We start from the raw sequence: 14,688 nt of genomic DNA, 5'->3' as shown, positions 1-14,688 counted from the left end.
CCTGGCAATCGCCCCTCAGTACGGAGCGGCCAGAACCTCCCGTCGGATCTCACGGGGAGACTTCACGCCGTGGACACGATGAACCGAGACGTGGCTGAGGCGTTGCCGCCGGAGTCCGGGTGTGGTCCCCGCTGCGGAGTCCACCACTCCAGAAGTCCCCACACCCCAACGGCGAGCGCGGCCACGGCGGCGAGTACCGCAACCCAGGGCCGGCCCACCCAGCGGGTGATCAGCGCCCACACCAGAAGCGGAACCAGAGCACCGCCCAGCAGTACGAGCGGCAGGTCGACGTAGAGCACGCTCAGATCACGGGCATGGCCCTCGAACCCACCATCGACACTGACAGCGGCCCGCGGTGCCCACGCAAGGGCCGCAGTCGCTGCGCCGAGACCGGCAAGGAGACACCCGGCGCCGTAGCCGATGGTGTCTGAAGGGCTGCTCATGTCCTGGTCCGGTGGATGTCCGCTGTCCCGTGGATGTCCGCTCATGTTGGCGACAGACGTCGGTGGCGGGGTGGGTGGTTCCGGCAAAGTTCCCCGCCTTGCGCACCGTTCGGGTTCGACGGCGACACCTGAGTGTCAGGGCGGCAGCCGGTCGCCATCGGCTACAACCATCGGTGCGCCGGAGGGGTCACACAGGTGTCCGCAGATATTCGCAGTCCCCGTGTGCGGGGACGCGGAAGGATCCTGTTTCCTTTACCCGAGGACTAGAGGACTAGTCGATGAGATCCCGTCCTGCTCTGGCGATCGCCGCCGCGCTGATCCCGGCGGCGTTACTGACCGGAGCCACCGCGTCCGCCACCGAATCGCCGACACCGTCCGCTCCGGCCGTGAGCGAGTCCCCCGAGTCCCCGACACCGTCCGCGTCCCCGTCCGTATCCGTCTCCGCTCCCGCTTCCGAGTCCCCCTCGCCCAGCGCCTCTCCGGCATCGCCCACGTCCTCTTCCCCGTCCCCGTCATCGCCGCCGGCCTCCGACTCGCCGTCGCCCAGGGATTCGCGCAGGTGCCCGGACAAGCCGGTCGACGACTTCCTGTCCGCCACCGTGTCCGGCGAGACCAGCCGCTTCAATGTGGGCGGCGGCTGGCACGGCCTCACGGCCAAGCTGGAGAACGTCTCCGACACCGCTCTGCGGGACATCACGGTCAAGGTGGAGAAACACGCGTACGACGTGGTGCCCGACTTTCCCGCGAACCTGCAGGAATACGTCACCATCCAGCGGTGGGACACGCAGTCCCGCACCTGGGCGGAGATCCCCTGGGACACGGACGAGACGGAGGGCCCGCTGCCGCCCATCGACATAGCCCCCCGCAAGACCGTGACTCTCCAGCTCCGCATGAGAGTCGAAAAGGACTTCCCCTACGGCAGTTGGCCCGAGCTGGAAACCGTGCCCGTCGGGACCGGCTATCTCGACCTCCAAGTCTTCGGCCCCGACGGCGAGGGCATCTGCAAGTACGGGGACGTCTGGTTCTACAACATCTTCAAGCCCGGAACGGAAACCGGTGACGGAGGCGGGTCCGAGCCGCCGAGCAGCAGCGAGCCCACGCCGCAGACCGGCGGTACGGCATCCGCCGACCCGGCCCCCACGCCCACCGCACCCACCGCGCCTACCGGCGACCTGGCCCACACCGGCTCGTCCTCCGCGCTCCCGCTGATCGGTCTCACGGGCGGCGCGGCCGTCGCGCTCGGCGCGGGTGCCGTGTACGTCGTACGCCGCCGGAGGACCGGTACGGACGCCACCTGACCGCCTTCGGCCGGCCGCCACCCCGGCTCGTCGACCTCCCCTTTCGGGGTTTCCATCCAGCGCCTTCGGCCCCCGTACGCCCCGTACACCCGGACGTCTGGCAGGAGTTCACGGTGGTGGACCTGGAGGCGGAGCACGCGGTGTACCTCGCCGGCAATCGCGGGGCGGAGGACGGCCCAGGCAAGATCCAAAAGGCACGCCCTAGTCTGGGGCGGATGTGGACCAGTGCGGTGACCCGGGCGCGGCCGGTTGGTGGTGGTGGCGACGACAGGCCGGCGGGCGGGTGGGACCGGTGGCGGGGGCCGGTTGTCGCTGTTGGGGTCGCCGTGCCGTTCTATGTGCTGTGGGCCGTCCTGCTCGCCACCGGGGGTGGTGACCTGGCGGCCCAGTTCGCCTGGGCCGGGTTCGTCGCGCGGCATCCGGGGTCCGCGTACAACCTCGGCTGGTACGGGGGTACGCACACCGCCAACTACAGCGTGCTGGCGCCGCCGCTCATGGCGTGGCTGGGGGTCAGAGCGGTGTCCGTGGGGGCGGGGCTGGCCGGGACCTGGGTGCTGGGGGTGCTGTTCGTACGGGCGGGGGTACGGCCGGTACGGCGGGTGCGGCGGCCGCTGTGGCCCGCGCTGCTCGGGGCGGCGGCGCTCTGGTGCAATGTCGCGTCGGGTCGGACGACGTTCGCGCTGGGGGTGGCCATCGGGCTGACCGCCGTCCTCTGTGTTCAGGGCCGGCACCGCCCGTGGTGGGCCGCCCTCTGCGCCGCGCTCACCGGCCTCGCCAGCCCGGTCGCCGCACTCTTCCTCGTCGTGGCGGGCGCGGCGTATCTGCTGGACCGGCGGTGGGCGAAGGGGGCGGCGCTGATCGTGCCGCCCTTCGTCGTCATAGCCGCGATAACCGTCCTCTTCCCGTTCCAGGGCGAGCAGCCCATGAGCCCCGGCAAGCTGTGGATGCCGCTCGTCGCGAGCGCGGCGCTGTGCGTGGCGGCGCCGCGCGGGTGGCGGGTGGTGCGGTACGGCGCGGCCGTCTACGCCGTCGGGGTCGTCCTGACCTTTCTGGTCGCCTCGCCGATCGGTACGAATGTGGAGCGGCTGGTGGGGCTGGCGGGACCGCCGGTGCTGCTGGCGGCCCTGCTGACGCGCGCCCCGGGTGTGAGCAGCACACCGGGCACGCCGGGTGCGCCGAGTGCGCCGGACGCCCTGAAGGCCCTCAAGGCCCGGCCCTGGCGCGCGCTCCCGCATCTCGTTCTCGCCGCCGCCCTCGCCGTGAACACCAACTGGCTGGTCGACAAGACCGAGGACGACCTCGTCGTATCGAACACCGTGCCGTACTGGGCCGCGCACACCGACGGACTGGTCGCCGCCCTGGACCGGCTGGGGGCGGACCGTACCCGAGTCGAGGTCGTCCCCGCCCGCAACCACCGCGAGGCCGACATCCTCGCCCCGTACATCACCATGGCCCGCGGCTGGAACCGTCAGCTCGACGTCGAGCGCGGGCGCCTCTTCTACGAGGACACCGAGGGCCCCCTCGCCGAGTCCGCCTACCGCGCCTGGCTGGACCGCTGGGCGGTGGGCCTCGTCGTACTGCACCACGGCCGGCCGGACGGCCCGGCCGAAGCCGAGGCGGCGCTGGTCAGAAGCGGTCCGGAGTGGCTGGAGCGGGTGTACGAGGACGACGGCTGGACCGTCTACCGCGTACGGAACGCCGTCCCCCTGGTCTCTACGCCCGCCTCGGTGGCCGGCGGCAGCGCGGCGGACCTGGTCGTAAGGATGCCGGGGCCCGGCTCGGTGACGGTACGGATCGCCTACTCCCCCTGGCTCAGGGCCCGCGGCGCGTGCGTGGAACGGGCGGGCGAGTGGGTGCGCCTGACGGTCCCGAAGGCGGGCGACTACCGCCTGGAGTCGCCGTACCGCCTGCCTCACGCGGCAGCCGACTGCGCGAAGGGCTGACCGGGCACTCGGAACCGGCCCGGCGCCCTCATCCCGGTACGGCTTGGTACGGCTTGGTACGGCGCGTATCTGACGGCCCGTATCGGAACCGCCACGCCATGGGTGCCCGCTGTTCCGGCCGTGCCTCTACGGCGCGTCGGGGCCGGGCGTACGCCCCGGGACCGGGCGTACGACTGCCGGACGGCGGACCCGTACGGAATCGCCACGCCCACCGTTCGCCGTCCGCCGCTGCGTTCACCGCCCGCCGCCGTCCGCCGCCGCGGGCTGCCCCGCACGAGGGCCGGTCGCCGGGCGTGGGGTCCCGGTCGGCCCCTGCCTCTGGTCGGCTCGCGGACGGACGCTGATGCCCGTGACCGTCCGCAGGCCGGTCGGCAACAGCAGGAGAGGGGAAGGCACATGCCAGAGCGCCATGTGGTGGTGGGGACCGACGGTTCGATCATCTCGACACGCGCGCAGGACGCGGCCGCCGAGGAGGCGGTGCGCAGGTCGGTGCCGCTGGAGATCGTCTACGCCGTTCCGGAACTGGACGTGGCCGGGCCGGTGCTGGCCACGGCCGCCGCCCGTGTCCGTGCCCGCCATCCCGGGCTGAGCGTCCGTCTCGCCGCCGTCGACGCCGACCCGGCGGAAGCGCTGGCGAGGAAGGGCCGACGGGCGGCGCTGACCGTGGTCGGCACCCGCGCCCTGGGCGGCCTCGCCGCACTGGCCTCGCGGTCGGTGGCCCGCCGGCTGATGGAGCGTATCCACTGCCCGCTGCTGGTCGTCGGCGCGGGCCATCTCCCGTACCACACAGGGGCGGGCGACGTGCTGCTCGCCATCGAGACGGACGCGGACGCCGAGGCGACGGTCTACGCCGACGAGGAAGCCGCACGCCGGGGCACGCGCGTACGGTTCGTCCACACGCCCCTCTACCGGCTCCCCGTACCGCCGGGACCGTGTCCTCCGGCGGCCCTGCGGGCCCCGGGCGGCGCGGACTTGTCTTCGGACACGGGTCTGCCGACGGGAACGGCGGCGCCCGCGCGGGACACCGGCCGGCGGCCGGACCGGACGGCTCCCCGGCTGTCCCTGGACGAGCTGATCGCCGCCACCGCGGACGCGGGTGTTGTCGTCATCGCCCATCACCGGCACGGCAACGGGGGTGTCCGGCACGACCAGACGGCGCACGCGCTGCTGCACCGCTCCCGCTGCCCGGTGCTGGTTGTTCCCTCGGACCTCGGCACGCGTCGCGGCGGCGGCCTCTGAGGGGCCCGTGTGGCGGCCGGCGCGTTCCCCGCGGCGGCCGTGGCGCGCCTCAGCACTGCCCCCTCAACACTGACCGCTGAGAGCCCTCGTACCGTCCCTGGCCGGGGCCGGTACGAGGGCTCTCAGCGGTACTCAGCGCTCGTCGCGAGGCGAGTCCTGCGGCGCGGCCCGCGTCGCCAGGACCGCCGCCTGGATGCGGCGCTCCACACCGAGCTTGGCCAGCAGGCGGGAGATGTTGTTCTTGACCGTCTTCTCCGAGAGATAGAGCCGCTTGCCGATCTGAGCGTTGGTCAGTCCCTTGCCGATCAGGGCGAGGATCTCGCGCTCGCGCGGAGAGAGGCCGTCCAGCAGTCCCGGTTCGGACTCCGGCGCGGACTCCTCCCCGCGCAGGCTGTTCATCAGGCGCGTCGTGGTGGCCGGGTCGAGCATCGACTGGCCGGACGCGACCGTACGGACCGCGGAGACGAGCGCGGACCCCTTGATCTCCTTGAGCACATAGCCCGCGGCTCCGGCCATGATCGCGTCGAGGAGCGCGTCGTCGTCATCGAACGACGTGAGCATCAGACACGCCAGCCCGGGCATCGCCGACCGCAGCTCCCGGCAGACCGTGATGCCGTCGCCGTCCGGCAGCCGTACGTCGAGGACGGCCACGTCCGGGCGCAGCGCCGGGCCCCTGGCCAGGGCCTGTTCAGCCGTTCCGGCCTCGCCGACGACCGCGATGCCGGGCTCGGCGTCGAGCAGATCGCGTACCCCGCGCCGTACCACCTCGTGATCATCGAGCAGCAGCACCCGGATCGGCCGCTGCCGAGCGGATTCCCGGTCGTCGGTCATCGTCGTCCTCCAGGGTTCTCCGGGTTCTCCGGGGTTCATGGTGCGCTCCCGCCGGTCGGCTCCATCCTGGCCCGCACCGCTCCACCCGTACCAGGGCCGGTCGGCCCTGACCCGCGGTCACCCATGCCGCCCTTGACGTACGTTCGCGACGCGGCCGGAACGACGAGGCGGCCGGGGCGCGGTGAGGCGCCCCGGCCGGTGCCGCCTACGGCTCAGACGAGCCAGCGGTGGCGCTGTACGAAGGGCAGTTCCTGCCAGAGCTTGCCGAGGCCCCAGGTGCGGCCCGCGGCGGCGACGGCGAGGACGATCATGATGACCGCGTACATGACGTGGTAGTCCACGACCGGGTTCGACGACATGCTGGGCGATCCGTCGGCGAGGTGCCTGGCCAACGGCCACTCCGCGGCCCACATCAGAGCCATCATCACGGTGCCCGCGGCGGCGGCGAGCCGCAGCGCGACGCCGGAGGTGAGCGCGAGGCCGATACCGAGCATGCCCAGCATGAACAGCCAGTCGGTCCAGGTGTCCCCGGCCCAGGAGTTGAAGGCCGACCGGAACGGTCCGGCGGAGACACCGCCGAGGAAGCCCTTGGTGGGTGAACCGCCGTCGATCCAGGCGCCGGAGGACTGAGTCGCGTAACCCCAGCCGAAGGTCTTGTCGAAGAACGCCCAGAGGAAGACGAATCCGATCAGGATGCGGGCCGTGGCGGCGACTTGGGCGAGCCGCCCCGTCACCGCCTCGGACCGGACCCCGTCGGCCGGCACGACCGCCGTGGCCCTCCGCGACGCGGAGAAGCGGAACCTGTTGTGGCGGGGCGTCTGGTGAACTGCCATGTCTGTCATCCCTTTCAGGGGGTATCCAGGGGGCTTTCAGGGGCCGGGAACGGTGCCGGTGCCGGTGCCGGTGTCTTGTCGTTCGGCTTCGGCTTCGGCTTCGGTGTCAGTCGCTTTGTCGCGGCTTCAATCTCCCGCCGCCGGGGGCCGCGCCGCTGCGGCCCGACGGCCCTGCCCGGTGGGCCGAACGGCACTGGGGCGAAGGCCTGTTGGGGCGGGCGGGGCCCGGGGCGGCCGGCGGAGCCGTGACCGTACGGCGGAGCCGCACCCTGCGGACGGTGCGCGACGCGGACGGTGCGACGCGGGCCGATCAGGGCCGGTCGGCCCGCCGCCGTGTCCGGGCGGTCCCTGGAACCGGACAGCCGAGGCGTCGGAGTCTGAAGCCGAGCCCCCGGACCCCCGGACCTTCGGGGCACCCGACCGCACCGGACAGCGCAGAAGGAGAGAACACGATGAAGCACACCAAGGTGGGCACCGTGATGACGAACGAGGTCGTCACCGCCGCGCCCGGCACCTCGTTCAAGGAGATCGCCCGGCTGCTCGCCGTCCATCGCGTCAGCGGGCTCCCGGTGCTCGATGACGACGACAAGGTCATCGGTGTGGTCTCCGGGACCGATCTCCTCCGTACGGCCGGCCGGACCGCGCCCGCCGGCCGTACGAACCGCCTGCGCGCCCGGCTGAACCGGCTCATCCGGGGCCGCCGCGGCACCGGGAAGCCCGCGGCCCGGCACGCCGGGGCCCTGATGTCCAGCCCGGCGGTCACGGTGCGCGCCGGGAGCACCATCGCGGACGCGGCGCGGACCATGGCGCGGCACGGAATCGAGCGGCTGCCGGTGGTGGACGAGGAGGATCGCCTCGTCGGCATCGTCACACGGCGCGACCTGCTCCAGGTCTTCCTCCGCCCCGACGAGGAGATCAGGCGCACGGTTCTGGAGGAGGTGATCGACGGCACGCCGTGGCTGGCACCGCAGTCCGTCGTGGTGGAGGTGCGGGACGGCGTGGTCACGCTCTCGGGCCAGGTGGAGCGGCTGAGCGAGAAGCCGGTCGCGCTGCGTATGACGAGCCGGATCGACGGTGTAGTGGCTGTCGTCGACCGGCTCACCCACCGCGTGGACGACTCGCGCCTCCGCCCGGCGGGATGGGTCCCACGCGAAGCCGGCGGCACATGGCTCCGCGAGTTCTGAGCGCTAATTCTGAGGGAGAGCGGCTCGGCGCGGTCCGGGGCGCCCGGTCCCGTACGCCACGGACCGCTCCCTACCGCAGTGACGGCCACCGCGCCCGCCGCAGCCCGGAGCCACCCAGGGCCGCCACCCGTCTCCGGTCCCGCCGGGGAGCCGGGACCCCGGGAGAAAGTCCGTCCAGGGTGCCGAAGAGAAGAGCCGTCCGGCCCTCGTACGGGCCCGGCATGGGCCCATACGGCCCTGGTGGCCCTCAGGGCGGCGACGGGAGGATCGCACCATGCCCGCGCAGTGTCCAGCACATGGCGTCGTCCCCCCGCAAGGCGGGGCGTGCGCCCGCCACGCAGCGGCTGATGTCACCGCGGTGCGTGCGATCCGTGCGATCGCAAGGCTAAGAATCAACAGCGTCGATGGCCCGGACGTACGTGAACGATCCGAACGATGCGGCGAGCGTACGTGCCGGACGTCGCGCGCCGGACGGGATGTGCGGAATGCGGCAGACACGGCCTGGCCCTCGGCCGACCCCGACCCCGACCGCGGCCCCGGCCCCGGCCCCGGCCCCCACCCGGAACGGAACCACCCGGAACAAGGAATCCCCATGAGCACAGCCCGTACCTTCTCCTCGCGGCAACCCATACGGGTGGTCCTCGTCGACGGCCAGGCGGAGGTCAGACACGCCCTCGGCGATGTCCTCCACGCCGAACCCGACATCCGTGTCGTCGGGCACGCCGGCTCCGCGGGCGAGGCACTGGCCAGGGTCCCGTCGCCGCCTCCCGATGTCGCGGTGCTGGATGTTCCGGTGCCCGATGCCGACGACATCAGGGCCTGCCGCGAACTGCGATCGGGAACGCCCGGCCTGGCCTGGCTGATGCTCACGTCGTTCGACGACGAGGTGGCGCTGCTGAACGCCGTCCTGGCGGGCGCCTCCGGTTATGTGCTCAAGCAGATCAAGGACTCCGCGCTCGTCTCCGCCGTCCGGTCCGTCGCCTCTGGCCGGTCCCTGCTCGACCCGGCGGCCGTCACCCGGCTGCTGGGCGGTCCCCTCCACGGCCGGCCGCAAGCCGGGCCGGGGGCGCGGACTCCGGCCGTGCTCTCCCCGGGGGAGCGGCACATGCTGAGGCTGCTCGGAGACGGGCTCACCGACCGCCAGTTGGGGCAGCGGCTCTTTCTCGCCGAGAAGACCGTCAGGCACCGGATGTCCCGCCTGCTGCCGAAACTCGGGGTCCAGCAGGGTGTCCGGACGCCCATGACCGCCGCCGTACGACCGGACACGCGGCTGCCCTGAGGAAAGCGCTGAGGAAGGCAGCGCCCGACACCGGCTCAGCCCCGGCCCCCTTCACCAGCCCCCGCCGCGTCCGCCACGTCCGCCACGTCCGCCGTCTCCGTCGCGTCCGCGGTCCCCACCGCCTCCGCCGCATCCCCCCGCAAAGGAACGCGCCAGACCAGACGGGAGCCGCCTCCCGGCGGGGTGTCGTGGACGAAGGTGCCGCCCAGCGCGGTGCTCCGCTCCTTGATGTTCCTCAGGCCGCTGCGCGGAGCGTCCGGGCCGAATCCCACACCGTCGTCCGTGACCGTCAGGGTCAGTTCACCGGCCGCGACGACCAGGCGTACGTCGACGGCCTTCGCCCGGGCGTGCCGCGCGGCATTGCTCAGCGCCTCCACCAGCACGGCGATCAGGTGGTCGGCGATCGCGGGAGGTACGTCCGTGTCGACCAGCCCCTCCGTCCGTACGGCGGGACTGAAGCCGAGCGAGGCCGCCGCCGCCTCGGCCGCGACCGCCAGCCGGGCGCGTACCCCCTGGGCCGTCCGGCGCGTCTCCTGGGTGCGGAGTCCGAAGATCGTCGAGCGGATGATCTTGATGGTGTCGTCGAGGTCGTCGACGGCGCGTTCCAGGCGTTCGGCCGCCTGCGGGTGCTGGACGAACCTCTGGGTGCTCTGGAGGGTCATCCCCGTCGCGAACAGCCGCTGAATGGCCAGGTCGTGAAGGTCACGGGCGATCCGGTCCCGGTCCTCCAGCAGGGCTATCTGCTCGGCGGCGCTGCGGCGTTCGGCCAGTTCCAGGGCGAGCGCCGCCTGGCCGGCGAAACCGAGGAGCGGAACCGTCTGGCCCGCCCCGAACGCGGGCCGCCCCTCGGCGCGGGCGAGCAGGAGCGTACCGCGCACACCGCCGGGGCCGCCCATCGGCACCGCCACCGCGGGGCCCAGCCCCGACCACCTGGCATCACCGCCACCGGCCCTCGGATCGCGGGCGATATCGCCGCTGACGACGGGCTCCGCGGCGGAGAACGCCGCCCCGACGAAGCCGTCGCCGTCGGCGATCCGGAGCCCCTTGTACGCCTCGGCGTCCCGGCCCACCGCGAGTACGGTACGGAGTTCGCCCGTGCCCTCGGCCGGCAGGGCCACCAGACCGAGGTCCGCGAGGACGATCTGCCGGGCCCGCTCAATGATCAGTTCGAGCACCTGGGTACGCGGACCTCCCGACAGCAGACTGCTCGTCACCTCCGCACTGGCCGCGAGCCACTGCTCACGGCGGCGCGCCTCCTCGTACAGCCGCGCGTTCTCGATGGCGACGCCCGCCGCCACGGCCAGCGTGGAGAGTACGGACTCGTCCTCCGCGTCGAACTCCCCGCCGCCGCGCTTCTCGGTCAGATACAGATTCCCGAAGACCTCGTCACGCACCCGGATGGGGACGCCCAGGAAGGAGCGCATCGGCGGATGGCCGGCGGGAAAGCCGTACGAGGAGGGATGGCCGGACAGCTCCGCCAGCCGCAGCGGCCGGGGGTGGCGGATCAGCTCCCCCAGCAGCCCGTGCCCGCTGGGCAGCGGACCGATCCGGGACCTCAGCTCGTCGTCGATGCCGACCGTCAGGAACTCGGAGAGCTTGTCGTCGTCGCCGATCACGCCCAGCGCGCCGTACTCGGCGTCCACCAGAACGGTGGCGGCCTCGACGATGCCCCGCAGCACCTGCGCCAGATCCAGCTCGCGCCCCACCGAGAGCACCGCCTCCAGGAGGCCGTGCACCCGGTCCCGTGTATTGCGTACGGCGTCGATGCGGATCTGGAGTTCTTCCAGCAGCTCGTCCAGGCGCAGCCGTGGGAGATGCTCTCGTGGAAGATGCTCTGCCGCGCCCTTCTGTCCCGGTTCCACAGGTGCCCTCCACAGCCCTCGCCACAGCCCTCGCGGCCGGCCGGCGGGCAGGCCCTGGGCCCACGATAGAGGCCGGTCGAACGCGCGCCCGGGCATATGCCCGAACCCCGGCGGATTCCGGTGTCCGGCGGGGCGACCGCGCCCCCGCCCCTGCCCGCGCCCCTGCCCGCGCCCCCGCCCCGGCTACAGCTTCGTACGGAAGATCCCCGCCGGGCGCTCGCGTCTGTATCCCAGTGCCTCGTTCACCGCCAGCATCGATACGTTGTCGTCGGCGACCGTCGTACTGATCTCCCGTACGCCCGGGTGCAGTTCGCGCAGCCTCGTCAGCAGATGGCGTTTGACGGCGCGGCCCAGGCCCCGGCCGCGGCGGGCCGGGACGACCACCGTGTCGTACTGGACCGCGCGGGTGTCGGCGGGGTCGCTCAGGATCACCTCGGTGTACGCGACGACGGCGTCGCCCTCCGTGGTGTCGAGGACTGCGGCGGTGAGGATGATCCCGCCGCGCTCCTCGATCACCCGCGCGGCCGCCCGTACCCGTGCCACATCCGGGCCCGCCGCCTGCACTCCGGCCCCGGACCCGGACCCAGGACCCGTCAGCGGCACGTCCCGTACCGTGGCGTGGGCGCGTGCGAACGACTCGGCCGGGCCGTCCGGGACCGCGCCCGACCAGTCGGTGAAGCGGAACCCTGCGGGCAGGACCGGGCACGGGGTGCCGTCCACCGCCTGCCGGACGCGCAGGACGTACCAGCCGAGCGGCAGCACATTGGCGAAGCCGAGACTGTCGACGAACGCCTCGCCCGCGCCGCCGAGTTCGAGCACGGTCGAGACCGAGGTGCGGCCGTGCGCGAGGAGCCGGTCGCGTACGGCGGCCCAGAGCGCGGCGCCGACCCCGCGCCGCCGGGCGTCCGGCCGTACCACCAGTGCGTCGAGGAAGGCCGTGTGCCGCTGCTCCGGGCCGGTGAAGAGGAGCAGCGAGGCGACACCTTCGTACGAGCCGTCCTCGGCCACCGCCGCGAGATGGATATGGCGCCCGCCCAGCGGCGGCACCCGCAGCCTGCCCGCGGTCTCGGCCCTGCTGGGCTCGGGCGCCGAGGCCGGCAGATCGAGGACGTGCGCCGCGCTGACCACCGCGTGCCAGGCGGCTGTCTCGGCGTCCGAGGGCGGGCTTCCCAGAGTGATCAGCATGGCTGGAACCTACGCGTGCGAGGAGGGCGACGCCCCGGGCGGGCGGGGCATCCGGACGGGACGGGGTGCCCACGGGGTGCCCGCGCCCCGACGACACGAGCACCCCGCCGGCGGCCGGCCCCGGTCCGCCCGGCAAGGCGGCTCAGGCGGCCGCGTTCTCGGTGACCGTGACCCGGCCCTTGCGGATCGTGGCGAGCCGTGGGGCCCGGCGGGCGATCGAACTGTCGTGAGTGACCATGATGAAGGTCAGGCCGTGCTCTTTCCAGAGCCCCTCCAGCAGTTCCATGATCTCGTCACGCATCGACTCGTCGAGATTTCCCGTGGGTTCATCGGCGAGCAGCACCTTCGGCCGCTTGACGAGCGCGCGGGCGATCGCGACACGCTGCTGCTGGCCGCCGGAGAGTTCGCCGGGCACATGGCCGAGCCGCTCGCCGAGGCCGACGGAGTCCAGCGCCTCGGCGGCCCGCTCGCGCCGGGCGGCGCCCTTGAGGCCGAGGGGCACCAGGGCCGTCTCGACGTTCTCCTGCGCGGTGAGGGTGGGGATGAGGTTGAAGCTCTGGAAGACGAAGCCGATGTTCTCGGCACGGACCTTGGTGAGCCGGGCCTCGGGCAGCGACGCGAGGTCGACCCCGTCGAACTCGACGCTCCCGCTGGTCGGGCGGTCGAGCCCGCCGAGCATCTGGAGGAGGGTGGACTTGCCGCCGCCGGTGGGGCCCTGGATGACGAGCCGGCCGCCGTCCTCGATGGTCAGATCGACGCCCGCGAGCGCGTCGACGGTCTTCTTGCCGCGCTGATAGCGCTTGGTGACGCCGCTGAGCTGGTACACGGTTCAACTCCTGCTGTACGGAACGGTGGTACGGGACTGCTGGTACGGGTTTCCTGCTGGCGAGGTGAGAAAGAGCCCGGAAGGGGCCGGACCGGGGTTCGAGACGGCCGGACGGGGACGGACCGGGGTGCGAAACGGCCGGACCGGAACGGCGGCGGTCACTCGACCCGGCGCAGCGCGTCCGCCGGCCGCAGCCGGGCCGCCCGCCAGCCGCCGAAGCCGCCCGCGATCAGCCCGCCCGCCACGGCGAGCCCCACGGCGACCGCGAGGGTGGCCAGGGACACCGGCGCGGTGAGGGCAATGTCGAGCGTCTTGGCCGTGGCCTGCCGTGCGGCACCGCCGCCGGCCAGCATGGCGCCGCCGCCCATGCCGCTCCCGGCGCCGCCGCCCGCGCCGCCGCCGAGCTGTGCGGTCAGGTTCGGGCTGATCGCGGTGACCAGATACGCGCCGCCGAGCCCGAGCGCAATCCCGAGCGCGCCGCCCAGCAGGCCGTTGACCAGCGCCTCGCCGACCACCTGGCGGGTCACCCGGCCGCTCTTCCAGCCGAGCGCCTTGAGCGTGCCGAACTCCCGTACCCGGCGGCTGACCGCCGAGGACGTGAGCAGACCGGCCACCAGGAACGCCGCGATCAGCACGGCGATGGAGAGCCACTTGCCGACCGTGGTGGCCAGGTCGGAGGCGGTGGACAGGGAACCGGAGACCGTGTCCGCGAGATCGGCGGACGTGGTGACGGTGGTGCCCGCGATGTTCTTCTGGATGGCGGCCTTGACGCTGTCGATCTGCTGCGAGTCGGCGGCCTTCACATAGACGGTGGTGACCTTGTCCTTGGCGTCGGCCAGGGTCTGGGCCTTCTTCAGCGGGATGTAGAGGTTGGCGGCGGCGTCCCCGCTGTCGGCGGTGGCGACCCCGATGATCGTGAACTTGGTGCCGGATATGGTCACGGTCTTGCCGGTCGCGAGGCCCTTCTCCTTGGCGTACGCGCTGTCGACGACGGCGACCGCGGCATCGGCCTCGGAGCTGTTGAACGTACGGCCCGAGGTGATCTTGGAAGAGGTCAGCGGGCCGAGGGCGGGCACGCTGACATCGGTCCCGTACACCGAGTAGGTGTTGACGTCGAACGCGGCGCCGCCGCCCTCGACCCGGCCACCACCACCGCCGCCACCGCCGCTGGGACCGCCCTGGCCGCCGCCGGGCGGCGCGGTGAACTCACCGGGCTTGAACTCGCCGTTGACCTTGAGGACGGTCAGGCTGAGCCCGCCGACCGCGTCGGCGACCCCCTCCTGGTCGCCCACCTTGTCGACGGTCGAGGCGGCCAGCGTCTGGAAGCCCTGGACCAGCACCCGGTCGCTGCTCTGCTCGTCGTCGCCCTTGGCGTCGAACTCGAAGCGGCGCTTGCCCTGGCCCTCCTCGCTGGGCGGGGGCGCGGCCTTGGTGACGGTCATGTCGGTGCCGAGGCCGTACAGCGACTGAAGGACCTTGTCCTGCGCTTGGCTCATTCCTGAGGAGACCGAGCTGACGACGATCACCAGCGCGATGCCCAGGGCGAGCCCCGAGGCGACGACGAGCGCCGCCTTCCTGCGACGGCGCAGCTCGCGCCTGAGATAGGTGAAGAACATGGCCTGAAGCTAGGCACCGGGCGTGATGAAGTGTTGAGGCCCGGCTGAGAGCTGGATGAGAACGGGACCGGGTACGGAGCCCGGAACGCGGACGGCGGGGGCACCGGGAGGGTGCCGCCGCCGTGGGGCGTACGTACGGACGTACGAGG

At 72.8% G+C, this 14,688-nt stretch carries 13 protein-coding genes; 5 read left to right on the top strand and 8 right to left on the bottom strand.

Features of this window, described 5'->3' with window-relative positions; all coding sequences use genetic code 11:
- Nucleotides 1-62: 62 nt before the first annotated feature.
- Both ACFU9P_RS06705 and ACFU9P_RS06700 read right to left on the bottom strand, forming a co-directional pair.
- On the bottom strand, nucleotides 63-443 hold the full coding sequence (locus ACFU9P_RS06705) for a hypothetical protein (RefSeq protein ID WP_384078069.1): 381 nt from the start codon (nucleotides 441-443) through the stop codon (nucleotides 63-65).
- Between the two features lie 271 nt (nucleotides 444-714).
- Nucleotides 715-1,014: a hypothetical protein gene (locus ACFU9P_RS06700; RefSeq protein ID WP_384078068.1), complete on the bottom strand. Its 300-nt coding sequence runs from the start codon at nucleotides 1,012-1,014 to the stop codon at nucleotides 715-717.
- Between the two features lie 28 nt (nucleotides 1,015-1,042).
- On the opposite strand from ACFU9P_RS06700, the gene ACFU9P_RS06695 reads away from it, so the two are divergent.
- From ACFU9P_RS06695 to ACFU9P_RS06685, 3 genes are all read left to right on the top strand, one after another.
- Nucleotides 1,043-1,741 (top strand): hypothetical protein, encoded by a 699-nt coding sequence (locus tag ACFU9P_RS06695; RefSeq protein WP_384078067.1) that lies wholly within the window; start codon nucleotides 1,043-1,045, stop codon nucleotides 1,739-1,741.
- Nucleotides 1,742-1,956: 215 nt separating this feature from the next.
- Nucleotides 1,957-3,684, top strand: coding sequence for a hypothetical protein (locus ACFU9P_RS06690; protein ID WP_384078066.1), 1,728 nt, complete (start codon nucleotides 1,957-1,959; stop codon nucleotides 3,682-3,684).
- Between the two features lie 396 nt (nucleotides 3,685-4,080).
- Nucleotides 4,081-4,923, top strand: a complete 843-nt coding sequence (locus tag ACFU9P_RS06685; protein ID WP_384078065.1) for a universal stress protein — start codon at nucleotides 4,081-4,083, stop codon at nucleotides 4,921-4,923.
- A 132-nt stretch (nucleotides 4,924-5,055) separates the two neighbouring features.
- Here ACFU9P_RS06685 and ACFU9P_RS06680 read toward each other — a convergent pair whose 3' ends face one another.
- Both ACFU9P_RS06680 and ACFU9P_RS06675 read right to left on the bottom strand, forming a co-directional pair.
- On the bottom strand, nucleotides 5,056-5,754 hold the full coding sequence (locus ACFU9P_RS06680; RefSeq protein WP_384078064.1) for a response regulator: 699 nt from the start codon (nucleotides 5,752-5,754) through the stop codon (nucleotides 5,056-5,058).
- 212 nt (nucleotides 5,755-5,966) lie between these two features.
- Nucleotides 5,967-6,587, bottom strand: a complete 621-nt coding sequence (locus tag ACFU9P_RS06675) for a hypothetical protein (RefSeq protein WP_384078063.1) — start codon at nucleotides 6,585-6,587, stop codon at nucleotides 5,967-5,969.
- A 452-nt stretch (nucleotides 6,588-7,039) separates the two neighbouring features.
- Between ACFU9P_RS06675 and ACFU9P_RS06670 the strand changes: the two genes are divergently transcribed.
- Together ACFU9P_RS06670 and ACFU9P_RS06665 are read left to right on the top strand one after the other, a co-directional pair.
- Entirely contained in the window at nucleotides 7,040-7,771 is a 732-nt protein-coding gene (locus tag ACFU9P_RS06670) for a CBS domain-containing protein (RefSeq protein WP_384078062.1), read from the top strand.
- Between the two features lie 592 nt (nucleotides 7,772-8,363).
- The gene (locus ACFU9P_RS06665; protein ID WP_384078061.1) at nucleotides 8,364-9,050 is read left to right on the top strand and encodes a response regulator; all 687 of its coding nucleotides are present in this window, start codon (nucleotides 8,364-8,366) and stop codon (nucleotides 9,048-9,050) included.
- Between the two features lie 35 nt (nucleotides 9,051-9,085).
- On the opposite strand, the gene ACFU9P_RS06660 is transcribed toward ACFU9P_RS06665, so the two are convergent.
- The 4 genes from ACFU9P_RS06660 to ACFU9P_RS06645 all read right to left on the bottom strand — a co-directional run bounded on the left by ACFU9P_RS06660 (nucleotide 9,086) and on the right by ACFU9P_RS06645 (nucleotide 14,539).
- Entirely contained in the window at nucleotides 9,086-10,912 is a 1,827-nt protein-coding gene (locus ACFU9P_RS06660; protein WP_384078060.1) for a GAF domain-containing protein, read from the bottom strand.
- 183 nt (nucleotides 10,913-11,095) lie between these two features.
- Nucleotides 11,096-12,097, bottom strand: coding sequence for a GNAT family N-acetyltransferase (locus tag ACFU9P_RS06655; RefSeq protein WP_376378676.1), 1,002 nt, complete (start codon nucleotides 12,095-12,097; stop codon nucleotides 11,096-11,098).
- A 142-nt stretch (nucleotides 12,098-12,239) separates the two neighbouring features.
- On the bottom strand, nucleotides 12,240-12,923 hold the full coding sequence (locus ACFU9P_RS06650) for an ABC transporter ATP-binding protein (RefSeq protein WP_384078059.1): 684 nt from the start codon (nucleotides 12,921-12,923) through the stop codon (nucleotides 12,240-12,242).
- Nucleotides 12,924-13,081: 158 nt separating this feature from the next.
- Entirely contained in the window at nucleotides 13,082-14,539 is a 1,458-nt protein-coding gene (locus ACFU9P_RS06645; protein WP_384078058.1) for an ABC transporter permease, read from the bottom strand.
- Nucleotides 14,540-14,688 lie beyond the last annotated feature (149 nt).

Origin of the sequence: Streptomyces sp. NPDC057617 (genome assembly GCF_042800555.1) — a bacterium.
In the GTDB taxonomy this organism is placed as follows: Bacteria; Actinomycetota; Actinomycetes; order Streptomycetales; family Streptomycetaceae; genus Streptomyces.
Note: the sequence above shows the minus strand (reverse complement) of the source record. Positions and strands in the feature narration are given on the sequence as shown.

Excerpts from the sequence above, each read along its gene's own strand:
- ACFU9P_RS06705 (WP_384078069.1), bottom strand. The coding sequence starts at position 443 with ATGAGCAGCCCTTCAGACACCATCGGCTACGGCGCCGGGTGTCTCCTT.
- ACFU9P_RS06690 (WP_384078066.1), top strand. The coding sequence starts at position 1,957 with ATGTGGACCAGTGCGGTGACCCGGGCGCGGCCGGTTGGTGGTGGTGGC.
- ACFU9P_RS06685 (WP_384078065.1), top strand. The coding sequence starts at position 4,081 with ATGCCAGAGCGCCATGTGGTGGTGGGGACCGACGGTTCGATCATCTCG.
- ACFU9P_RS06680 (WP_384078064.1), bottom strand. The coding sequence starts at position 5,754 with ATGACCGACGACCGGGAATCCGCTCGGCAGCGGCCGATCCGGGTGCTG.
- ACFU9P_RS06675 (WP_384078063.1), bottom strand. The coding sequence starts at position 6,587 with ATGGCAGTTCACCAGACGCCCCGCCACAACAGGTTCCGCTTCTCCGCG.
- ACFU9P_RS06670 (WP_384078062.1), top strand. The coding sequence starts at position 7,040 with ATGAAGCACACCAAGGTGGGCACCGTGATGACGAACGAGGTCGTCACC.
- ACFU9P_RS06665 (WP_384078061.1), top strand. The coding sequence starts at position 8,364 with ATGAGCACAGCCCGTACCTTCTCCTCGCGGCAACCCATACGGGTGGTC.
- ACFU9P_RS06655 (WP_376378676.1), bottom strand. The coding sequence starts at position 12,097 with ATGCTGATCACTCTGGGAAGCCCGCCCTCGGACGCCGAGACAGCCGCC.
- ACFU9P_RS06645 (WP_384078058.1), bottom strand. The coding sequence starts at position 14,539 with ATGTTCTTCACCTATCTCAGGCGCGAGCTGCGCCGTCGCAGGAAGGCG.